The organism is Streptococcus mitis, assembly GCF_047465045.1.
Classification (GTDB): domain Bacteria; phylum Bacillota; class Bacilli; order Lactobacillales; family Streptococcaceae; genus Streptococcus; species Streptococcus mitis_DT.
The window spans coordinates 32,834-53,904 of sequence record NZ_JASHAR010000003.1; the positions used below are offsets into that span (position 1 = coordinate 32,834).

At 41.9% G+C, this 21,071-nt stretch carries 21 protein-coding genes and 1 riboswitch; of the genes, 2 read left to right on the forward strand and 19 right to left on the reverse strand.

The genetic code is table 11. From position 1 onward, the window contains the following. Positions 1–8: 8 nt before the first annotated feature. From rpsI to QM409_RS02950, 16 genes are all read right to left on the reverse strand, one after another. Complete coding sequence (gene rpsI / locus QM409_RS02875; RefSeq protein ID WP_000075973.1) at positions 9–401, reverse strand: 30S ribosomal protein S9; 393 nt, start codon at positions 399–401, stop codon at positions 9–11. An 18-nt stretch (positions 402–419) separates the two neighbouring features. Next, positions 420–866 carry a 50S ribosomal protein L13 gene (rplM, locus tag QM409_RS02880; protein ID WP_001044624.1) on the reverse strand — a complete coding sequence of 149 codons (447 nt, stop codon included), beginning with the start codon at positions 864–866 and terminating at the stop codon, positions 420–422. Positions 867–1,081: 215 nt separating this feature from the next. Then, positions 1,082–2,281: an ABC transporter permease gene (locus QM409_RS02885; protein ID WP_414305262.1), complete on the reverse strand. Its 1,200-nt coding sequence runs from the start codon at positions 2,279–2,281 to the stop codon at positions 1,082–1,084. Beyond that, the gene (locus QM409_RS02890; protein WP_000895284.1) at positions 2,278–3,171 is read right to left on the reverse strand and encodes an ABC transporter ATP-binding protein; all 894 of its coding nucleotides are present in this window, start codon (positions 3,169–3,171) and stop codon (positions 2,278–2,280) included. Before QM409_RS02890 ends, QM409_RS02885 begins: the two co-directional genes overlap by 4 nt. Before the next feature lie 235 nt (positions 3,172–3,406). Then, positions 3,407–5,812: a phenylalanine--tRNA ligase subunit beta gene (pheT, locus tag QM409_RS02895; RefSeq protein WP_414305261.1), complete on the reverse strand. Its 2,406-nt coding sequence runs from the start codon at positions 5,810–5,812 to the stop codon at positions 3,407–3,409. 76 nt (positions 5,813–5,888) lie between these two features. After that, positions 5,889–6,398 carry a GNAT family N-acetyltransferase gene (locus QM409_RS02900; RefSeq protein WP_084923248.1) on the reverse strand — a complete coding sequence of 170 codons (510 nt, stop codon included), beginning with the start codon at positions 6,396–6,398 and terminating at the stop codon, positions 5,889–5,891. Next, positions 6,398–7,444: a phenylalanine--tRNA ligase subunit alpha gene (pheS, locus tag QM409_RS02905; RefSeq protein WP_031237702.1), complete on the reverse strand. Its 1,047-nt coding sequence runs from the start codon at positions 7,442–7,444 to the stop codon at positions 6,398–6,400. The genes QM409_RS02900 and pheS overlap by 1 nt, the downstream gene beginning before the upstream one ends. A 270-nt stretch (positions 7,445–7,714) precedes the next feature. Continuing rightward, on the reverse strand, positions 7,715–8,164 hold the full coding sequence (locus tag QM409_RS02910) for a GNAT family N-acetyltransferase (RefSeq protein WP_185757433.1): 450 nt from the start codon (positions 8,162–8,164) through the stop codon (positions 7,715–7,717). A 4-nt stretch (positions 8,165–8,168) separates the two neighbouring features. Further along, on the reverse strand, positions 8,169–8,588 hold the full coding sequence (locus tag QM409_RS02915) for a hypothetical protein (protein WP_000867293.1): 420 nt from the start codon (positions 8,586–8,588) through the stop codon (positions 8,169–8,171). Positions 8,589–8,615: 27 nt separating this feature from the next. Next, positions 8,616–9,266, reverse strand: coding sequence for a phosphatase PAP2 family protein (locus tag QM409_RS02920; protein WP_261014427.1), 651 nt, complete (start codon positions 9,264–9,266; stop codon positions 8,616–8,618). Next, positions 9,256–9,819, reverse strand: coding sequence for an ECF transporter S component (locus tag QM409_RS02925; protein ID WP_000185823.1), 564 nt, complete (start codon positions 9,817–9,819; stop codon positions 9,256–9,258). Before QM409_RS02925 ends, QM409_RS02920 begins: the two co-directional genes overlap by 11 nt. 163 nt (positions 9,820–9,982) lie before the next feature. Continuing rightward, positions 9,983–10,217, reverse strand: a riboswitch (FMN riboswitch). Positions 10,218–10,276: 59 nt separating this feature from the next. Continuing rightward, positions 10,277–10,780, reverse strand: coding sequence for a tRNA (cytidine(34)-2'-O)-methyltransferase (locus QM409_RS02930; RefSeq protein WP_125392910.1), 504 nt, complete (start codon positions 10,778–10,780; stop codon positions 10,277–10,279). Positions 10,781–10,972: 192 nt separating this feature from the next. Continuing rightward, complete coding sequence (locus tag QM409_RS02935) at positions 10,973–11,803, reverse strand: energy-coupling factor transporter transmembrane component T family protein (protein ID WP_414305260.1); 831 nt, start codon at positions 11,801–11,803, stop codon at positions 10,973–10,975. Continuing rightward, positions 11,788–13,470 (reverse strand): ABC transporter ATP-binding protein, encoded by a 1,683-nt coding sequence (locus QM409_RS02940; protein ID WP_261126540.1) that lies wholly within the window; start codon positions 13,468–13,470, stop codon positions 11,788–11,790. The genes QM409_RS02935 and QM409_RS02940 overlap by 16 nt, the downstream gene beginning before the upstream one ends. Before the next feature lie 168 nt (positions 13,471–13,638). Next, entirely contained in the window at positions 13,639–14,184 is a 546-nt protein-coding gene (locus QM409_RS02945; protein WP_033689391.1) for an ECF-type riboflavin transporter substrate-binding protein, read from the reverse strand. A gap of 15 nt (positions 14,185–14,199) precedes the next feature. Continuing rightward, the gene (locus tag QM409_RS02950) at positions 14,200–15,048 is read right to left on the reverse strand and encodes an SAM hydrolase/SAM-dependent halogenase family protein (RefSeq protein ID WP_001063590.1); all 849 of its coding nucleotides are present in this window, start codon (positions 15,046–15,048) and stop codon (positions 14,200–14,202) included. A gap of 188 nt (positions 15,049–15,236) precedes the next feature. Between QM409_RS02950 and trkA the strand changes: the two genes are divergently transcribed. Both trkA and QM409_RS02960 read left to right on the forward strand, forming a co-directional pair. After that, positions 15,237–16,586 carry a Trk system potassium transporter TrkA gene (gene trkA / locus QM409_RS02955; RefSeq protein WP_414305259.1) on the forward strand — a complete coding sequence of 450 codons (1,350 nt, stop codon included), beginning with the start codon at positions 15,237–15,239 and terminating at the stop codon, positions 16,584–16,586. A gap of 3 nt (positions 16,587–16,589) precedes the next feature. After that, the gene (locus tag QM409_RS02960) at positions 16,590–18,029 is read left to right on the forward strand and encodes a TrkH family potassium uptake protein (RefSeq protein WP_033685556.1); all 1,440 of its coding nucleotides are present in this window, start codon (positions 16,590–16,592) and stop codon (positions 18,027–18,029) included. A gap of 43 nt (positions 18,030–18,072) precedes the next feature. Here the strand turns inward: QM409_RS02960 and QM409_RS02965 are convergent, their stop codons facing one another. From QM409_RS02965 to QM409_RS02975, 3 genes are read right to left on the reverse strand one after another with little or no spacing between them, the layout of a single operon-like run. Then, on the reverse strand, positions 18,073–18,876 hold the full coding sequence (locus QM409_RS02965; protein ID WP_414305258.1) for an ABC transporter ATP-binding protein: 804 nt from the start codon (positions 18,874–18,876) through the stop codon (positions 18,073–18,075). Positions 18,877–18,888: 12 nt separating this feature from the next. Then, positions 18,889–19,782: an ABC transporter permease gene (locus tag QM409_RS02970; protein WP_414305257.1), complete on the reverse strand. Its 894-nt coding sequence runs from the start codon at positions 19,780–19,782 to the stop codon at positions 18,889–18,891. An 11-nt stretch (positions 19,783–19,793) separates the two neighbouring features. Further along, complete coding sequence (locus QM409_RS02975) at positions 19,794–20,771, reverse strand: ABC transporter substrate-binding protein (protein WP_265480581.1); 978 nt, start codon at positions 20,769–20,771, stop codon at positions 19,794–19,796. Positions 20,772–21,071: the final 300 nt, after the last annotated feature.

The window sequence follows — 21,071 nt, forward strand, 5'->3', positions numbered from 1 at the left end:
CGTATTGATTAACGTTTTGAGAATTGTGATGCTTTACGAGCTTTCTTAAGACCTGGTTTCTTACGCTCAACTTTACGTGAGTCACGTGTAAGAAGTCCTGCGCGTTTCAATGAATCGCGGAAGTCTGGGTCTACTTGAAGAAGGGCACGAGCGATACCGTGACGGATAGCTCCTGATTGACCAGCGTATCCACCACCTACAACGTTAACGAAAACGTCGTATGAACCTACAGTTGAAGTAACTGCGAACGGTTGGTTGATGACAAGACGAAGGTCAGCGTGTGGGATGTACTCTTCAACATCTTTTTTGTTAACAGTGATTTTACCAGTTCCTGGAACAAGGCGAACGCGTGCAACAGCGTTTTTACGACGTCCAGTACCTGCATATTGTGCTTGTGACATACTTTATTGTTCCTTTCCTTAGATAAGTCCTGAAATATCAAGAACTTCTGGTTGTTGTGCAGCGTGAGTGTGCTCAGCTCCAACAAATACTTTCAACTTCATACCTTGAGCGCGTCCAAGAGTATTGTGTGGAAGCATACCTTTAACTGATTTCTCGATCAAACGTACTGCATTTTTAGAACGAAGTTCACCTGCAGAGATTTGTTTCAATCCACCTGGGTGGTTTGAGTGAGTGTAGTAGATTTTATCAGTTGCTTTTTTACCAGTCAATTTAACTTTTTCAGCATTGATAACAATCACAAAGTCACCTGTATCAGTGTGTGGTGTAAATGTTGGTTTGTTTTTTCCGCGAAGTACGCTAGCAACTACTGCAGAAAGACGTCCAAGTGGTACATCAGTTGCGTCAACTACGTACCATTTACGTTCAACTTGGCCTGGTTTAGCCATAAATGTTGTTTTGTTCATGATTTCTCCTATATATAGTTCGATTTTTGTTTACGGTGATGGGTGTTCCTTCCCATCGAAAAGTATTTGGAAGGTTCCGGGGCCTTTCAAATGGGGTAAACAATACCGCCTACTATAATACCAAATTTCACCCCTAAAAGTCAATAGATATGAAAAATATTTTTCTGAATTCCACTCTTTTTATCTCTAAAAAACCTCGCTTTCGCGAGGCTCTTCTATTTATAAGATAAGGCACGTTTAAAGGTTTTCCAAGGACCTAAATCATCTGTTTGCAGAACGAGGCTAGCATACATACGTCCGATAAAGACTGTTGCCGTTACTGCAAAAGCAATCGTAATAGCAAGCGAAATCCAAGCTTCTAACCCATTTGCATAACCATTAATAGCTCTAAACGGCATGAAGAAAGTCGAAATAAAGGGAATATATGAACCAATCTTCAAGATGAGATTGTCACCAGCTGCACCTAGAGCTGTCACTCCAAAAAAACCACCTATAATCAAAATCATCAAAGGCGACAAGGCTTTTCCTGAGTCCTCAGGACGAGAAACCATAGAACCTAGGAAGGCTGCTAAAACAACGTACATAAATAGGCTAACCAAGACAAACAATAAGGTGTTGAGCGAGAAAGCATCTCCTAAATGGTCCAAAATACCAAACTGGGCTAATAATGGCAAATCTTTAAAGAGCAGAATAGCAGCGAGACCACCCACGACATAGATGCCGATATGAGTCAAAATCACAAGCAACAAGGCAAGCATACGAGCATAGAAATAATGGCTAGCTCGAATGCTGGAGAAGACTACCTCCATGATTTTAGTCCCTTTCTCACTAGCCACTTCCTGGGCGGTGACGCTAGCATAAGTAATTAAAATCATATAGAGAAAGCCACCAACCGCTGTAGCCGCAATTGTTTGAATCATTTTTTTATTTTCCTTGGATTCATCAATTTTCTCCGTAAAGTTAACTGTTTGTTCCAAACGTTTTTCCTGTTCTTGCGACAAATTTGCTGCCGAACGATTGAGTTGATCTTGAAGCTCATTTAACTTGCTCGTTACTCCTAGCTTAATAGCAATCTCAAGGGAAGTTTCACCGTGATAAACTGCCTTCAAGACACTATCCTCTTGGTCAATGGTCAGATAGCCTTTTAATTTTTCATCCTTGATAGCAGCTTGGGCACTGGCTTCATCCTGATAATCAAAATTGAGACCATTGGTAGATTTAAGACTGTCTGTCACAGCTGGAACAGTGCTGACTACTGCTATCTTGCCACTCTGAGCCATAGAAGATCCTTGGAGATAGCCAATTCCTACAGATAAGGCTAAAAAGAGGAACGGCGAAATCACCATAAAGAAGAAACTCCACGATTTGACATGTCGAAGATAGGTTTCCTTCATTACAACCCACATATTTCTCATACTTCCACCCCTGATTCTAGTTTAAAGATTTCATCAATTGTTGGCGCTTGCTGGTCAAAGGTTGCGATGTATTGCCCCTGAGTCAAGATTGGGAAGAGTTCCCTTCCAGCGCTCTCATCCTCTAAGATCAATTTCCAACTGCCTTGTTTGGTCAAACTTACCTGCTTGACATGAGGAAGATTTTCCAATTCTTCCTTGCTTCGTTCACTTGAAACAAAGAGACGCGTTTTCCCGTATTGATTGCGGACATCCTGAACTGGTCCATGCAAGACCACACGGCCATCTCGAATCATGAGAATATCGTCACAAAGCTCCTCGACGTTGGTCATGACATGGTCAGAAAAGATAATGGTTGCCCCACGTTCTTTTTCCTGAAAAATGACTTGCTTGAGCAATTCTGTATTGACCGGGTCCAATCCACTGAAAGGCTCATCCAAGATAATCAAGTCTGGCTCATGAATCAGAGTAATAATGAGCTGAATCTTCTGCTGATTTCCTTTTGACAGACTCTTGATTTTATCAGTCAGCTTCCCTTTCACTTCCAACCTCTTCATCCATTGAGGGAGTTTTTCCTTGATCTCCTTGGCATCCATACCTTTTAGAGTCGCCAAGTAACGAACTTGTTCAAGGACTGTCAATTTAGGCATGAGGCTGCGTTCTTCAGGCAGATAGCCAATCCGAGCGTAGGTCTCTTGTCGAATATCCTGATTATCCAGACTAATTTCTCCTTGGTATTCTAAAAACTTCAAAATACTGTGGAAAATCGTTGTCTTCCCAGCACCGTTTTTCCCGACTAATCCCAAAATACGACCTGGTCGCGCTTGAAAGTCAATACCAAACAAAACTTGCTTGGGTCCAAAACTTTTCTCTAGACTTCTTACTTCTAGCATCTTTCACCTCCGAAATGTCTTGCACTCATTATACTCCTTTTTGATAGCCTTTACAATGATTTCTGTCCATTTTTATCATCCTCATTTTAGTAAAAAATCTTAGGGTACTTTGAGCTATGAGTACATTATACACTGGTAAACTCCAATTTATCTTCTCTGTTCCTCAACTGTCTATTTTTGATCCTGAATTGTTATTTGAAAAGCAAAAATCCACCCCAAAGGATGGATTGATACTTTAACGCACTTCTGCATTGACTTTTTCTTCGAGCGATGCTTGGATTTTTTCCATATAGCGTGCGACTTCTTCGTCCGTTAAGCTATCTTCTGGATTTTGGAAAGTCAAGCTATAAGCCATTGACTTCATACCAAGTCCCAATTTTTCGCCTGAGAAGACGTCAAAGAGTTTGATATCTGTCAAACGTTTTACGCCTGCAGCTTGGATAGCGTCCACAACCTCTTGGTGAGTCACTTCTGCCTTGAGAAGGAGGGCAACGTCACGGCTAACTGCTGGGAATTTCGTGATTTCCACAAATGGAGCAGCTGGTTGAAGGGCAGCTTCGATGGCTGAAAGGTTGAGCTCAGCTACATACGTTTCTGGAATATCGTAAGCCTTAGCAGTGACTGGATGCACTTGCCCAAGGAAACCAAGAACTTGGTCACCGAGTGAAATCATAGCTGTACGTCCTGGGTGGAGGCTAGCGATTTCAGATGTTGCCGTATAGGTTACTTGGAGTCCCAAACGAGCAAAGAGGGCCTCAAGGATTCCCTTAGCATAGAAGAAATCAACTGGAACTGCTACTGTTTGGAAATCTTTTTCAGCAACCAAGCCTGTCAAGGCAAAGGCAAAGCTGTTGATCTCATTTGGAAGTTCTTCTTTTGGATTGCCTGTTTGTTCAAAGACTTTTCCAATCTCGTAAAGGGCCAAGTTTTTGTTCTTACGAGCCACGTTGTAGGCAACAGTATCAAGGATACCTGAGATCATATTTTGACGGAGGACAGAACGGTCCACAGTCATTGGCCACATGAGTTCCGTAAGGTTGCTTGGTTGAGCCGTAAACTCAACTGCTTTTTCAGGAGTTGTCAGAGCGTAGGTGATGATTTCTGTCAAACCTGCTCCTTCAGCAATGGTACGAACTTGACGGCGGAGTTTTTGTGTCGCAGTCAATTCACCAGCTGTACCGTCATCTTTTGGAAGGCTGGTTGGCAAGCGGTCATAACCATAGATACGAGCGATTTCTTCAAAGAGGTCTGCCTCGATTGTGATATCCCAACGGCGACGTGGGACGCTGACTGTAAAGCTGTCTGCATTTCCAGAAAGGCCAAAGCCAAGACGACGGAAGACGTCTTCTACATCAGCGTAAGAAAGTTCTGTACCAAGGACACGGTTAACATCAGCAAGAGTTGAAGAAACTTCCACATCAGAAGTATCAAGTTCACCCGCTGAAACGATGCCTTTGCGCACCGTCGCACCTGCAAGTTCTGCAATCATGCTAGCCGCCGCATCAAGGGCTTCGTTAACAGTTGCCACATTGATACCTTTTTCAAAGCGAGAAGATGACTCAGAACGAAGGTTGAGACGACCGCTTGTCTTACGGATAGATTTGCCATTGAATACTGCCGCTTCAAGGACAACACGACTAGACTTTTCAGAGATTTCTGTAGTTTGTCCACCCATGACACCTGCAAGAGCTACTGGTTTGTCTGCGACAGTGATGACTAGGTCATTCACGTCCAAGTCACGTTCTTCACCATCCAAGGTCACCAATTTTTCACCAGCACGCGCTTCACGCACACGGATGTCAGTCCCTTCAAAGGTATCCAAGTCAAAAGCATGCATTGGTTGACCAAAGTAAAGCAGGATGTAGTTGGTCACGTCCACTACGTTATTGATTGGACGGATTCCTTCATTCATGAGAAGGTTTTGCAACCATTGTGGACTTGGTGCGATAGTCACATTGTCCAAGATACGAGCGGCATAGTAAGGCGCCTTGTCTGTCTCAATGCCCACAGAAAGAGCATCTGCTGCAGCTTGGTCAGTTTCTGAAAGAGTAAATTCTTTAAAGTTGACTGCCTTGTCATAGATAGCTGCCACTTCGTGAGTCACTCCACGCATAGAAAGGGCATCCGCACGGTTGGGTGTAATAGAAAGTTCGATGATTTCATCATCCAAGTCTAGATATGAGAAGACTTCCTCACCTGGAACGGCATTTTCTGGCAAGATTTGGATGCCATCTCCGAATTCCTTAGGTACAACTGAATCAGAAATTCCCAATTCGCCAAGAGAACAGATCATTCCAAGTGACTCTAAACCACGGATTTTTCCTTTTTTAATTTTGTAGTTGTCAGCGATACGAGCTCCCGGAAGTGCCACCATAACCTTGATACCAGCACGCACATTTGGGGCACCACAAACGATTTGACGGGCTTCTTCTTCGCCAACGTTAACCTGACAAACATGGAGGTGAGTTTCTGGCACATCTTCGCAAGACAAGACCTCACCGACGACAATTTTTGAGAGACCAGCAGCAGGTGATTCGACACCTTCTACCTCGATCCCTGTAGTTGACATTTTTTCAGCCAACTCTTGTGATGGAACATCAATGTCCACCAATTCTTTTAACCATTTATAAGATACAAGCATAATTTAGTTCTCCAGAATGACAGTTGCCACTCTAGTTCTTTTCCTTTCCTATCATTTCAATAGAAGAATCATCTTCTTACCTTAATTTCTTTCTCAGTAACCAATCCGTATCTACTTTTTGACCAACCATAAAATGATGTTGGCTAAATTTTTCAAAACCATATCGATTATAAAACGCTTGAGCTTTTGTATTATGCTCCCAAACACCTAGCCAAGCCCAAGAAAAACTATTTTTTGTAGCAAGTTCAAGAGCGAATCCAAACAATTGCTTACCTAGTCCAAATCCTTGGAATTTTTGTAGCACATAGAGGCGTTGAATTTCAAAAGCATCCTCTAATTCTCTCTCAGTCTGAGCACTTCCCCAGTTGACTTTGAGAAAACCAGCTATCTCCTCTTCATGCATAATGAAATAGGTTTCGGATTCTGGATTTTCCAACTCAGTTGACAAAACTCTCAGACTATAAGACTCTTCAAAGTATTCCTGTAACTGCTCTTCCGTATTATCATGAGCAAATGTTTCACTAAAGGTTTGTTTGGCAATTTTGGACAACACCCCAACATCTGCCTTTTCTACTTTTCTAATCATTATTTAAACTGTTCTGAGAAGCGGACATCTCCTTGGTAGAATCCACGGATATCGTTGATTCCGTAACGGAGCATAGCTACACGCTCTTGACCAAGACCAAAGGCAAATCCAGAGTAAACTGTCGCATCGATACCACTCATTTCAAGGACACGTGGGTGAACCATACCGGCCCCCATAATTTCGATCCAACCTGTTTTCTTACATACGTTACAGCCTTCTCCACCACACTTGAAGCAAGAAACATCCACCTCAACAGATGGCTCTGTGAATGGGAAGTAGGATGGACGCAGACGGATTTGACGCTCTTCACCGAACATTTTTTGGACAATCAACTGCAGGGTTCCTTGAAGATCTGCCATAGAAATGTTCTTCCCAACAACCAAGCCTTCGATTTGGTGGAACTGGTGACTGTGAGTCGCATCGTCCGTATCACGACGGAACACACGCCCTGGCGAGATCATCTTCAAAGGACCTTTAGAAAAATCATGGGCATCCATAGCACGCGCCTGAACTGGAGACGTGTGGGTACGGAGCAAGATTTCTTCAGTGATATAGAAAGTATCCTGCATATCGCGAGCTGGGTGGTCTTTGGGAAGGTTCATACGCTCAAAGTTATAGTAGTCTTGCTCCACTTCAAAACCATCCACGACTTGGTAACCCATACCGATGAAGATATCTTCGATTTCTTCACTGGTTTGTGTGAGGACGTGGCGGTGACCAGTCGCAACTGGACGACCTGGAAGGGTCACATCGATACTCTCACTTGCTAATTGAGCTGCAACTTTCTTTTCTTCCAAAAGCTTAGCAGTTTCTTCAAAAGCTGCTGTCAAGACATCACGCGCTTCATTGACATGTTTCCCGATAATCGGACGCATCTCAGCAGAGACATCTTTCATCCCTTTGAGGATTTCAGTGAGCGATCCCTTTTTACCAAGGACAGAGACACGCAAATCTTGCATCTCTTTTTTATTTTCAGCAGTAATCTGCTTCAAGCTAGCCAGCGTTTCTTCACGAAGCGCTTTTAATTGTTCTTCAATAGTTGACATAATTCCTCCATCAGTCGCTCGTAGATAAAAAGAAAACCACATGCCAAAAACTCCACTCGGAGCGTTGACACGCGGTACCATCCGTTTTCATCTGACAAGTCAGACCTTCATTTCTAAATCCATGCGCAAGTGAATTCACCCAGCTTTCATATAAAGAGCTTGCAGTCACGGCTCTCCTCCCTGATATACTTCCCTTAGGCTACTAGTCTTGCGGATTTCTATTCAATTACTACATAGTTTATCAGATTTTTAGTTAAAAAACAAGTTAGATTAGACTAATTTCAATACAAAACTCGTTCCTTTTTCTGTTGCTCCATTTTCCATAAATCCAAGCGACTTGAAACAGCGCCTAGATACATGATTGTAAGTGTAGATTTCCTTGACTCTCAATTCTTTCCATCCTTTTACTCGAGCCAATTCAATCAAAGTACTTAGGATCTTTTTTCCAAGTCCTCGATGTTGGTAAGCGGGATTTCCAATCACAATGGGGAGATTGTCCTGAGATAGTGTAACATCCCCAATTGGAAACCATTCACCCTTCTCCTTGACTTCAATCCAAAAAAGCTCACCATGCTGATCCAAATAGGAATACATGGCTTCCAAAGTTTCTTGACTATAAGGAAGCTTCACCCCATCTACGAGGTGAACCAAGTTCACATCCTGATACCAAGCAAGAGCTTCTTCACAATGATTGACCTTATAATAAGGAACAAGACGCAGTGAATTATCTATTTGTAGGGTCTGTTTCATCTGCTTTCCTTTTCAACAAAAGAGTTGCTGCTTGATTAAAACCATCACACCAGTTATACCATTTTGCTTCATACTCATCTTGAGCTAAGATATGATTTTTTAAATCCAGAACAGAGTAAATTTTTCTTTCTTCGCAGGCTTGCGCATAGAGATGATATAGTTCATCACCACCATCTCTATCCCACTCAGCAGAAATCGTATCCCGACCTGCCAATAAAGCCTGATAAGCCCTGTGATGCCCATCTGTAATCAACAAGCAATCTCCAAAGGCAAGAATACTGATTGGATCGACTTGGATTGTTTCTGCCGACTGGTAAAGCATCTGAATATCTTGCAACTTCTTTTCTGATAAGTATAGTTGAGTCGGATGAAGATCTGCTATATTGACTTTCATTTCTTTCTCCTCAAAGGAATTTGATAGTCACTTCTGCTTGCCTTTAAATCGCCATTGGAAGCGGAGCTTGTCATAGAAGGGAAATTCGATAAACAATACTCCCAAGCCCACACAGAGACTGGCAAGAACGTCTGATGGGTAATGAACTCCCAGATAGACCCTTGATACCAACACACTGACTAGGTAGATAACAAGGACGATTTGCACGATTTTTCTCCAGACTGGATCTTTCATCCGTTGACTGAGAATGACAATCAGAGAACCGACCAGCAAGGTTACAGCCAGAGAATGGCCGCTTGGGAAGGAAAATCCCTTCTCCTCAACCAAGTGTAAAATAGCTGGTCGTGGGCGCTGGTAGATATTTTTAAAGGTCACGATTAAAAGACCAGCCAAAGCCAAATTCCCTAGCATGAAGAAACTTTCTATCTTCCACCGCTTACGATAAAAGATAAAGGCTACGATGACAACCCAAGTGATAATCACTGGGATATCAATCAGGCGTGTGATGGCTCGGAAAAGAATAGTCAAGTAATCTGGCAAGTCTCCTCGAACGGCAGTCTGTATCGGTTGGTCAAAACCGACCAGCGTTTCAGGGTAAAATTTGACCATGTAGCCAAGAATAACGAAAAGTAAAAGGGCAAAACTGCCCTTCATTAAAAATGTTTGTTTATCTCTCATAATGTTTTAAGGTTGGTTTCAAGAGAACATACAACAACCAGAATGAAACGGAAAAGATTACACCCTCAATCAAGTTAAAAGGTAATACCATGGTCATTAGGTAGTTGGAAAGTCCCAAAATTTTTCCAATATCAAAGTTAGCAAACTTAGCGTACAGAGGAACAGCGTAAACATAGTTGAGAACCAACATAGCCACGGTTAAACCAATAGTCCCAGCTAGAGAGCCTAGTAGGAAACGAAGGGTTGTCCGTTCCTTTTTCCAAATCAAAGCAAATACGATGACAAAAACTCCCAAAGCTACGATATTCATTGGCAAACCAATGTAAGTATTCACTCCCTGGCTGTTAAGAAGCAATTTCAAGAGTGAGCGAAGCAAGAGAATTCCTAGAGCAGCAGGCAAATCCATGACCACCAAGCCCACAAGGACTGGCAAGATACTAAATTCGATCTTGAGGAAGGACGCCGCTGGCAAAAGCGGAAAGTCAAAGTACATCAGCACAAATGAGATGGCTGATAAAATCGCAATGGTCGAAAGTCGACGTGTGTTTGTCATAACAGGTTCCTCCAATTTTCTATAAAATCAGAAGAAGTTAGAAAGGATTCCTCTATCTATTCTCACTTTTTATATCCCAAAAGTTCCCTCTCACTCTATTAAGGAAATTTAAGCAAGCGGTTACAGTTTAGCTATAAATCTATCAGAACAGACAAAGCTATTCTTTCGTCTTCTCCCATCCAGACTATACTGTCGGTTGTGGAATCGCACCACATCAGCTTACGCTCGCGGACTTCTTTAAAGAGAAGGAAATAGAGATTTTTCTTTTAGACTAGGCGACAAGCTGTAGGCATAACTTCTGGTTAGGCAAAGCTTGTCAACAAAGTATAAAAGGAAAAGATCATTTCCTAGTTAAAGTCACCGCCGGTCGGGAATCACACCCTGCCCTGAAGACTCTTTTATCATAACAAAAAACGCTTGCAAGCGCAAGCATTTTGTTCATTTTCATTTTCATTTTTTATTTCAATTTATCCACTTCATAGGTATGAACAAGCTCAAGACCTGCAAAGTTCTGCTGGCGAAGAGCCTCATAGACAATCATACAGACGGTATTAGACACATTGAGACTGCGAACATGTTCATCATTCATAGGAATACGGAGAGCCTTCTCAGGATGTTCTCGCATAAAGTCCTCAGGTAAACCCTTGTCTTCGCGTCCAAAGAGAAAATAATGGTCTTCGTTAGTCGATAAATCCACATCAGAATACACTTTCTCAGCGAATTTCGAAATCAGATAGAGTTTTCCCTTCATCTGAGACATGAAATCTTCTAAACTGTCGTAAAAATAAATCTCTAGCTTATCCCAATAATCCAACCCAGCTCGCTTCATCTTGCGGTCATCGATAGGAAAGCCCATGGGCTTGATGATGTGGAGGAAAGAATTAGTCGCAGCGCAAGTACGCGCGATATTGCCTGTATTTTGTGGAATTTGTGGTTCAAATAATACAATGTGATTTGTCATGACTTGCTTCCTTTTACCATTGCAAAAAAATAGCCACACTGCCCGGAGTCAAGCTCAGCAAACAGCGTGGTTAAGGCATCGTTAACTTACCTCACAACAGGTTTGAAGTAAATCAGCGAAACTACTTTCTTAGTATAACACTTTCAGAATCATTGTCAATAGAAACGACTTGATTTTTTCAATTTTTTCAAGCTATTTCCAAGGGTTGTAAAATCGTCCGTGATTCTGCAAGATAAGTAGTAAACTAGTTACTAAAAACAAGGCTGCCAAGAGCAAGGTAATATAGTCTCCTTTTTTCAAGGACTGATATCTATACCAAGTCCGCTTTTTCTCTTTTCCAAAGCGGCGAAGCTCCATGGCGGTCGCGATGGTATCAATGCGTTCTAACGAGCTGAAAATCAGAGGAGTGATAATGCGCAGATTGCCTTTGATTCGTTGCATGAGAGAAGCTTTCTTGGATAATTCCATCCCACGCGCTTCCTGAGACATCTTGATGGTAAAGAATTCTTCCTGCAAATCTGGTATATAGCGCAAGGCCAGGCTGACAGAATAGGCAATCTTATAAGGCACACCAATTTGATTTAAACTGGAAGCAAACTGACTAGGATGGGTTGTCATCAAAAAGATAATCGCTAAAGGAATGGTGCAAAGGTACTTAATAGCCAAATTTAGCAGATAAAAGAGCTCTTGGCTGGTCAGAGTGTAGGCACCAATTCCCTGCCAAATCACACTTCTCTCTCCGTACAGTCCAACCCCATACTCGGGAGAAAAGAGATAGACCATAAAAACGTTTAAAACGGCAAATACCATCGCAAAAACGGCCACAAAGGAAACATCTTTAAAGCGGATTTCTGACAAATAGAGGAGAAAGACCGAAAAGATGGCAATCAGAACAAGCAGTCTGGTATCATAGCTAATCATGGCCGCCAATGATACGAGAATGAAAAAGAGGAGTTTACCAGCGCCTGACAAGCGATGAATCACAGTATCTCTATGCTGGTAACCGATTAATTTAGCTTGCATCCTTCTCTCCTTTCTTTGTAAAATGCCGTTAAAGCAAGTGGATCCACGTCTAGTTTTTTAGCCAAGTTGAAGATTGAAGTTTCTTTTAGATTGGCTTTTACTAACAGCTCAGGATTGCTCAAAAGACTAGCTGGATCAGTATCGGCAATCAATTCTCCATCCACCATGACAAGAGCTCGGTCTGAATAATCCAGCATCAATTGCATATCATGAGTAATCATGACAATGGTATGCCCTTTTTGATGTAACTCTTCGAGAAATTCCATAATCTCAGTATAGTTCTTCTGGTCTTGACCTGCTGTCGGTTCATCTAGGAGGATAATTTCAGCCCCTAAGACCAAAATCGATGCAATAGTCACACGTTTTTTCTGACCAAATGACAGGGCAGAAATGGGCCAATTACGGAATTCATAGAGACCACAGATTTTCAAGGTTTCATAGACTCTCGTTTCAATTTCCTTCTCGTCCACACCTCGCAAACGAAGTCCCAGAGCTACCTCATCAAAAATCATGCTGGTCGAAATCATTTGATTGGGATTTTGTAGCACATAGCCTACTCGTCCCGCCCGCTCTGCAACAGAATCTCCTTTTATATCCTGTCCTTCCCAAAGATAGCGACCTTCAGTCTGGATAAAGCTACTTAAAGCCTTGGCTAGAGTTGACTTCCCTGCACCATTTTTTCCAACAATGGCAATCTTTTCACCTTTTTTAATATCCAGATGAATGGATTTCAAAATCGGTCTATCATCATAAGAAAAAGATACATCCTCTAGTCTAAAGAGTGACTGCAATTCTGGGGTTTCTTTTACCAGTTCCGTCCGCAACTGAACCTGACCTTTTGAGATAGACAAGTTATCCAGATCTGCTAATTGTTCTTCCTTGACTAAATCCACACCCAATTGACGGAGAGTGGTCAGATAAAGGGGTTCTCGAATTCCATTTTGTGTCAATAAATCAGTCGCTAGTAACTGATCAGGACCCCCATTAAAGAGGATACGACCATCGTTTATCAAGACAATCCGATCGACAGGGCGATGCAGAACATCCTCCAAACGGTGCTCAATAATAAGGGTCGTCGTCCCCTCTTCCTTATGAATCTGGTCAATCAATTCGATAATATCCTGACCTGACTTGGGATCCAGATTGGCGAGTGGCTCATCAAACAAGAGAATCGGACTTTCATCAATCAAAACACCAGCCAGACTAACCCGTTGCTTTTGTCCACCTGACAAATCCTGAGGACGCTGATTCAGTAAAGAAATAAGGTCCAACTTTTCTGCCCATTTATGAACACGATTTTTCATCTCATCTAGAGCTGTCACATCATTTTCCAGAGCAAAAGCCAAATCTTCTGCCACGGACAGACCGATAAACTGCCCATCTGTATCCTGCAAAACTGTACTGACCAGATGAGATTTATCATAGATGCTCATATCAAAGGCTGCTTGTCCTTTGATCAAAAATTCTCCAGATGTCTGACCCTTGTAAATATTGGGAATAATTCCATTCAAACACTGACCCAAGGTAGACTTGCCTGAGCCAGATGGCCCAACAATTAAGACTTTCTCTCCCTTATAAATAGTCAAATCCACCCCTTGCAAGGTTGGTTCTTGTTGCGTTTCATACTGGAAAGAGAAATCCTTCCACTCAATTATAGCTTCTTTCATCTTACTCTCTTCATTCGCTTCTTAGACTTCTATTTTATCATAAATCGAACCCTTCTTGCAGACTCTTCTATTAAAAACTTAGCGCCAACAAGATTCCTAGCCTAAATTGCTTACCCGACTAGTCTATAAACATCGAAAAAGACCGGTTGCCCAGCCTTTTCCTTTATGTTAATCCTTTTTCAAACTTCCTGAACGAGTCTGCGTACGTGAATAAGCTAGCAAGAGAAGGGTACCTGCGATAGCTACAGTTACAGCATTTGCAATTCCCGCAACAATCCCTTGGGCAAATACTTTTTCTGCCGCTTCTTGATAAATCACAACATCTCCAAGTGGTGCCAAGACACCCCAAACAAGAGCATTTGCAACAATCTGAATGAGGTTAAAGAAGACAATATCCTTCAACTCAAAAACACCCTGTGTTACTCGAATGTATTTTCTAAAGAGTCCGACGGCTAGACCAAAGAGACCACTAGCAATAATCCAAGTCCACCATAGACCGTAGCCAGCAAGAGAGTCCTTCACTGCATGCCCAATTAAACCAACAAGTAGTCCCACTAGAGGGCCAAAAATAATAGACAAGAGGCTCTGTACCGCATACTGAAGCTGGATGCTTGTATTTGGAACAGGTGTCGGAATGCTGATCATCCCAATGACAACAAAGAGCGCAGCTCCAACACCGATAGCAACAACTTGTTTAATTGATTGATTTTTCATCTATATTCTCCTATTTTATGATTCTATTTTCTTTATTTCAATGGTCCAAGATGAACCGACACCCACATTATAGGCCTTAGCAAAGGAACCTTGGTTGATAGCCAGACCTAAACGATAGAGGGAGTTGATGTAAAGGATGGGTTGCCCAATTCTCACATCTGCAAATGATTTGCCATAAACAACTTGATTTTGATAGACCAGCATATCAGCGTGATAGATAGTCACTTCAAAACGGTCACCGAATGCGGGTTCCAGCTTGTAAAATTCTTCTCGCGTGATAGAGGTCCAAAGCGAACCAAAACGCACATCCAGAATATCAATAGCTCCCTTCACCAGATGATCTTCTATGATTGTCTCTACGACTGGAAGCTCTACAATCTGATCCACACTGAGCTCTGGCCCCACTTCCTCAAAACTAATGTGACCACTGGCTAGTTTAGCACCAGTATAGGCATAGACATCACGACCGTGGAAGGTATAAGAATGCTCTGTATTTTGACGTCTATTGGCCACTTCAGAAATCTCACGAATAGCTACAATGCCAACGTGTTTCTTGATAAAAGAAAGAGTCCCATTGTCTGGCGTGACAATATATTGATTTTTTGCAGTCTTGGCAACCACACTCTTACGTTTCGAGCCGACACCTGGATCGACCACCGATACAAATGTCGTTCCCTCAGGCCAGTAATCCACCGTCTGAAAGAGACGATAGCTCCCCTCAAAAATATTATAAGGCGTGATATCGTGCGTCAAATGATGAATTTTTAAGGTGGGAGACTCTTCTAAAGCCACTCCAATCATAGCCGATACCGCACCATCAACCAGACCAAAGTCTGATTGTAATACCAGTAAATTATTATTCATTTTATCTCCTTGTATATCCTTTATCATACCATATTTCAGAGAAAGGTGCTAATAGCTATTTCAATTGATTAGGGTATAGTTTTACCTTATAGCAAATTTCCTACTAAAAACTCTGGTGATTAGCTAGTAGGTGCATTTTTTCTTGAAAAAAGGTATGATAGTTACATCATGAAAAAGTAGGTTTTAATATGAAAATTATCCTTGTCGGAGGGGGAAAAGTTGGTTTTGCCCTCTGTCGCTCCTTGGTTGCAGAAAAGCATGATGTTTTACTGATTGAGCAAGACGAAGCTGTCCTCAATCATATTGTTAATCGCTTTGATATCATGGGTATCCTTGGTAACGGGGCCGATTTTACCATCCTTGAGCAAGCCAGCGTCCAGGATTGTGATATCTTTATCGCCCTGACTGAATACGATGAAGTGAACATGATTGCAGCCGTTCTAGCAAAAAAAATGGGAGCTAAAGAGACCATCGTTCGGGTGCGGAACCCTGAATATTCTAACTCTTATTTCAAGGAAAAGAATATTCTCGGTTTTTCTCTTATAGTTAATCCTGAGCTCTTGGCTGCCCGTGCTATTGCTAATATCATTGACTTCCCCAACGCCCTCTCTGTCGAACGTTTCTTTGGTGGACGGGTCAGCTTGATGGAATTCGCTGTTAAATCCTCCAGTGGTCTTTGCCAAATGCCCATTTCTGATTTTCGGAAAAAATTTGGCAATGTCATTGTCTGTGCGATAGAAAGGGATCATCAAATTATCATTCCAAGCGGTGACATGACTGTACAGGATAAAGATAGAATCTTTGTCACTGGTAACCGTGTTGACATGATGCTCTTCCATAATTATTTCAAGTCTCGTGCCGTGAAGAGTCTTCTTATTGTTGGAGCTGGTAGAATTGCCTATTATCTACTAGGTATCCTCAAAGACAGTCGTATCGATACCAAGGTTATTGAAATCAATCCTGAAATCGCTAGCTTCTTTAGCGAGAAATTCCCAAACCTCTACATCGTTCAAGGAGATGGTACCGTAAAAGATATCCTGCTGGAAGAAAGTGCTCAAAACTATGATGCCGTTGCGACTCTAACAGGGGTCGATGAGGAAAATCTGATTACCTCTATGTTCCTTGACAGGGTAGGTGTACAGAAAAATATTACTAAGGTCAATCGTACCAGTCTCCTCGAGATTATCAATGCGCCTGATTTTTCAAGTATCATCACACCTAAAAGCATCGCTGTAGATACGATTATGCACTTTATTCGTGGCCGTGTTAATGCCCAGTATTCAGACCTTCAGGCCATGCACCATCTAGCCAATGGCCAAATCGAAACCCTGCAATTCCATATCAAGGAAGCCAATAAAATGACTGCCAAACCTCTTTCTCAACTGAAACTGAAAAAAGGGGTTCTTATTGCAGCTATCATTCGAAAGGGCAAGACTATTTTCCCTACAGGGGAGGATATGCTGGAAGTCGGAGACAAGCTCCTAGTAACAACCTTGTTGCCAAACATCACCAAGATTTATGACTTGATCGCGAGGTAAGAAATGAATAAAAGTATGATTCGTTACCTCCTTTCAAAATTACTTTTGATTGAAGCTGTTCTTCTTTTGGTTCCTGTAGCTGTTGCTATCTATTACCGTGAATCGAGCCAAGTCTTTACAGCCCTCTTTACAACGATTGGGATTCTCGTATTACTAGGCGGTTCAGGAATTTTACAAAAGCCAAAAAATCAACGGATTTATGCCAAGGAGGGAGTCTTGATTGTTGCCCTCTGTTGGATCCTTTGGTCCTTCTTTGGTGGTCTCCCCTTCGTCTTTGCTGGGCAAATTCCCAGCGTTATCGATGCCTTTTTTGAAATCAGTTCTGGCTTTACAACTACTGGAGCAACTATTCTGAACGACGTTTCGGTTCTCAGTCGTTCCCTCCTCTTCTGGCGAAGTTTTACCCACTTGATTGGAGGGATGGGAGTGCTTGTTTTTGCACTTGCTATTATGGATAATGCCAAGAATAGCCACCTAGAAGTGATGAAGGCTGAGGTTCCTGGCCCTGTTTTTGGCAAGGTTGTATCCAAACTCAAAAATACTGCCCAGATTCTCTATCTCCTTTATCTAGCTCTCTTTTCCCTCTTTGTCATCATCTATTATCTAGCTGGTATGCCCCTATTTGATAGTTTTGTCATTGCCATGGGAACAGCTGGTACAGGAGGTTTTACAGTCTATAACGACGGGATTGCCCACTATGGTAGCTCACTAATTACCTATCTGGTTAGTATCGGAGTTTTGGTTTTTGGGGTAAATTTCAATCTCTACTACTACCTTATGCTCCGTCGCGTCAAGGCCTTCTTTGGAGATGAAGAACTTCGAGCTTACTTGGTCATTGTTCTGGTTTCTACAGGCTTGATCAGCCTCAATACCCTCTATCTCTACCCAGGATTTTCTAAGAGTTTTGAAATGGCCTTCTTCCAGGTTTCCAATATCATTACAACGACTGGTTTTGGATATGGAGACATTACCAACTGGCCTCTCTTCTCCCAGTTTATCCTTCTCTTCCTCATGGGAATCGGTGGTTCTGCTGGTTCAACCGCAGGTGGACTCAAGGTTATTCGAGGCCTTATCCTTTCAAAAATTGCCAAAAACCAAATTTTGTCAATCCTATCGCCCCACCGTGTTTTGACCCTCCATGTTAATAAAACGGTGATTGACAAAGATACCCAGCATAAGATTCTCAAGTACTTTGTCATCTATTCTATGATTTTGCTATCCCTTATCTTTATTGTCAGCCTAGATAGCAATGATTTTCTGGTTGTAACCAGTGCTGTCTTTAGCTGTTTCAATAATATCGGACCTATTCTAGGAACCACTTCTAGCTTCGCAATCTTTAGTCCTATCTCAAAAATTCTCCTCTCCTTTGCAATGATTGCAGGTCGATTGGAGATTTACCCAATCCTACTTCTCTTTATGAAAAGAACTTGGTCTAAGAGATAAAATACAACCACACCTTGTTCCATACAAAGTGTGGTGTTTTTCTTTATCCCAACACCAATTCATCACTGACCAGACTTTGGCCACTATTTTTCTGGAAGAGATGCATGAGGTCTTCCACTGTCAGATGCTTTTTCTCCTCTCCCTTGACATCCACCACTATCTTGCCTTGATAGAGCATAATGAGACGATTGCCGTACTCAATCGCATGGTTCATATCATGGGTAATCATCAGAGTAGTCAACTGATGGTGTTCCACAATCTTTTGCGTCAAGTCCATCACCATTTGACTCGTTTTCGGGTCAAGTGCCGCAGTGTGTTCATCCAACAGTAAGAGCTGAGGTTTCACCAAGGCTGCCATGACTAGGGTCAAGGCCTGTCTTTGTCCTCCTGAAAGGTATTGAGTATCCACTTTCAAGCGATTTTCAAGACCAATATTCAACTCCTTCAAGGCCTCTTGGAACTGGATTCTGTCCTTCTCCTTCACGCCCCAACCAAGTCCTCTTTTTTGTCCACGTCTCAAGGCAATAGCCATATTCTCCTCAATCGTCAAACGAGAAGCCGTCCCCATCTTAGGATCCTGAAAAACGCGGGCAATATCCTTGGCTCTCTTTCGTACACTCAGATTTTTAATGGATTTCCCTTCCAACAAAAGGTCCCCTTCGTCCACAGATAAATTGCCAGCCAAGATATTCATCAAAGTGGATTTCCCTGCGCCATTTCCACCAATCACAGAGATAAAATCTCCCTCTTCAACCTCTAAATCTAATCCTTTGAGGACATGGTTTTCATTGACCGTCCCTGCTTCAAATGTTTTGTGAATATTTTCAAGTGTTAACAAACTTGCCATAACTTTCTCCTCCTATTCATTTCTCAGTTTCAAACCACGAATCTTTAATCTCTTTTGCAACTCTGGTGCGAATAGAACCAAGGCTAATAAGATTGCATTAAAGAGACGAACCAGGTTTTGATCTAGATTTGGAATTTCATAGATATTTAAAATAATCAAACGGTAAACAATAGCACCGATTCCGATAGATAACAAGCGACCTCCAATGGTCAAATCGTGAATTAAGACCTCCGCAATAATCACTGCACTCAAACCAACAACAATGGTTCCTGTCCCAGAAGTCACATCTGAAAATCCATCATTTTGGGCAAACAAGGAACCACATAGGGCAATCAAGCCGTTTGAAATCATGTAAGCAACAATCTTCATCGTGTCTACATTGACCCCATTGGCCTCACTCATAGGAATATTGTCCCCAGTCGAACGCAAGACCAAGCCAATCTCTGTTTTCATCAAAAGAGTCAAGACCAAACAAACAAGTAAGAGACAGGCCAAACTGAATGAGAAAACAGCTTCTTCAGTTGTCAGTCCCAAGCTAGCCAACTGTTTAAAAACAGTTGAAGAATCTCCCAAGGAAAGATTAGGCACGCTTCCCATGATTTTAATATTGATTGAATAAAGCCCTGTCAAGGTCACAATACCTGTCAAGAGAGCTGGAATTTTCATCTTGGTGTGGAGCATTCCTGATACTAGACCTGCTACCATACCTGCAAACAAAGCAAGTAAAGTCGCAATCCAAGGATTTGTCCCTGCCTGTATCTGAGATACGACGACAGCAGCCCCCAGTGGAAAGGCTCCTTCAGCAGTCATATCCGCAATATCCAAAATACGGAAAGTCAAGTAGACCCCAATCGCCATAATCGACCACAACAAACCTTCTGATAAACTAGATAATACAAAATTCATCTCAAACCTCCTTATTCCTTGCCTTCTAACTTACTAATATCAATTCCCAATGCATCTGCCATTTCTTGATTGGTATGCAATTCCAGTTTTTCAGGCAACTCAACTGCTATATTTTCTGGCCTTTCACCTTTTAAAACACGAATCAGCATGCGAGCTGTCTGTCTTCCCAATTCTTCATAATTGGTTCCGTAGTTATACAAGCCACCAACAGCAATCATTTCTGTTGAACCACCGAATACTGGAACCTTGTGTTTAATAGAAACCTGCTTGACTGTTTCCATGGTTGATGAAATGATATTATCCGTTGGTACAAAAACCATATCCACCTCTGCCATCAAGCTTTCTGCAGCCGCCTTGACGTTGTTACTGTCCAAGATTGTTTTTTCAACAACGGTAAAGCCTTTTTCTTCCAGAAGGCGCTTAGCTTCATCCTTTTGGACAACTGAGTTTGGCTCACTCTGAGTATAGAGGATTCCAATCGTTTTAGCTTTTGGTAACACTTTCTTTATCAAATTGATTTGGGTTGAAATGGCATCTGATGACTGATCGCTTGTCCCAGTTACATTGCCCCCAGGATGCTCTCTTGACTCAACCAACTTAGCACTGACAGGATCTGTTACCGCTGAAAAGATAACAGGTGTCGTTTGCGTTGTATTAGCCAAGCTCTGAGCAGAAGGCGTTGCGATGGCTAGAACGACATCACTATATTCTGCTAGTTGCTGGGAAATCGTTTTAAGATTTCGTTGTTCTCCCTGTGCATTTTGCAAATCAATCTCAATATTTTCCCCTTCAACATAGCCTTGCTTGGCCAGCTCATCCACAAACCCTTCTCTAGTAGCGTCTAGGGACTGGTGAGTAATAAATTGCGAAATACCGATACGAAACACATCTTTTTTCTTATCTGCCTTCAACTGATGCAAACTGATCAGAGAGGTCAAGAGGATCCCCACTACCAAGAGGGGGGCTAGTAATTTTCGAACAACTTTCATAATGAAACTCCTTCTCAGAAAAGATAAAACAAAAAACCGCCTAGATACTATCTAAACGGATGCTTGAAATAATCTAACAAGTTACAACTTAGCTAGTCCATTTAGATATTCATCTATATGGACCACAATCAAAAATCTTAGCCACATAGATACAAACAAATTGCTTGAACTGTTTGCATCCATGGTGACATGTCTACAAACACTATCTAAAGTAGCTAAAGTAAAAGTTTTGATTCATCGTTACAGCTTGTTTCTTATTCATTTCTTTTTCTGCTTTCTTTTTTGATGTTTCCTATCTTA

What these genes read in the sequence shown, in the direction of transcription:
- rpsI (WP_000075973.1), bottom strand. Translation starts at nt 401, where the DNA reads ATGTCACAAGCACAATATGCAGGTACTGGACGTCGTAAAAACGCTGTT.
- rplM (WP_001044624.1), bottom strand. Translation starts at nt 866, where the DNA reads ATGAACAAAACAACATTTATGGCTAAACCAGGCCAAGTTGAACGTAAA.
- QM409_RS02885 (WP_414305262.1), bottom strand. Translation starts at nt 2,281, where the DNA reads ATGAGAAATATGTGGGTTGTAATGAAGGAAACCTATCTTCGACATGTC.
- QM409_RS02890 (WP_000895284.1), bottom strand. Translation starts at nt 3,171, where the DNA reads ATGCTAGAAGTAAGAAGTCTAGAGAAAAGTTTTGGACCCAAGCAAGTT.
- pheT (WP_414305261.1), bottom strand. Translation starts at nt 5,812, where the DNA reads ATGCTTGTATCTTATAAATGGTTAAAAGAATTGGTGGACATTGATGTT.
- QM409_RS02900 (WP_084923248.1), bottom strand. Translation starts at nt 6,398, where the DNA reads ATGATTAGAAAAGTAGAAAAGGCAGATGTTGGGGTGTTGTCCAAAATT.
- pheS (WP_031237702.1), bottom strand. Translation starts at nt 7,444, where the DNA reads ATGTCAACTATTGAAGAACAATTAAAAGCGCTTCGTGAAGAAACGCTG.
- QM409_RS02915 (WP_000867293.1), bottom strand. Translation starts at nt 8,588, where the DNA reads ATGAAAGTCAATATAGCAGATCTTCATCCGACTCAACTATACTTATCA.
- QM409_RS02920 (WP_261014427.1), bottom strand. Translation starts at nt 9,266, where the DNA reads ATGAGAGATAAACAAACATTTTTAATGAAGGGCAGTTTTGCCCTTTTA.
- QM409_RS02925 (WP_000185823.1), bottom strand. Translation starts at nt 9,819, where the DNA reads ATGACAAACACACGTCGACTTTCGACCATTGCGATTTTATCAGCCATC.
- QM409_RS02930 (WP_125392910.1), bottom strand. Translation starts at nt 10,780, where the DNA reads ATGACAAATCACATTGTATTATTTGAACCACAAATTCCACAAAATACA.
- QM409_RS02935 (WP_414305260.1), bottom strand. Translation starts at nt 11,803, where the DNA reads ATGCAAGCTAAATTAATCGGTTACCAGCATAGAGATACTGTGATTCAT.
- QM409_RS02940 (WP_261126540.1), bottom strand. Translation starts at nt 13,470, where the DNA reads ATGAAAGAAGCTATAATTGAGTGGAAGGATTTCTCTTTCCAGTATGAA.
- QM409_RS02945 (WP_033689391.1), bottom strand. Translation starts at nt 14,184, where the DNA reads ATGAAAAATCAATCAATTAAACAAGTTGTTGCTATCGGTGTTGGAGCT.
- QM409_RS02950 (WP_001063590.1), bottom strand. Translation starts at nt 15,048, where the DNA reads ATGAATAATAATTTACTGGTATTACAATCAGACTTTGGTCTGGTTGAT.
- trkA (WP_414305259.1), top strand. Translation starts at nt 15,237, where the DNA reads ATGAAAATTATCCTTGTCGGAGGGGGAAAAGTTGGTTTTGCCCTCTGT.
- QM409_RS02960 (WP_033685556.1), top strand. Translation starts at nt 16,590, where the DNA reads ATGAATAAAAGTATGATTCGTTACCTCCTTTCAAAATTACTTTTGATT.
- QM409_RS02965 (WP_414305258.1), bottom strand. Translation starts at nt 18,876, where the DNA reads ATGGCAAGTTTGTTAACACTTGAAAATATTCACAAAACATTTGAAGCA.
- QM409_RS02970 (WP_414305257.1), bottom strand. Translation starts at nt 19,782, where the DNA reads ATGAATTTTGTATTATCTAGTTTATCAGAAGGTTTGTTGTGGTCGATT.
- QM409_RS02975 (WP_265480581.1), bottom strand. Translation starts at nt 20,771, where the DNA reads ATGAAAGTTGTTCGAAAATTACTAGCCCCCCTCTTGGTAGTGGGGATC.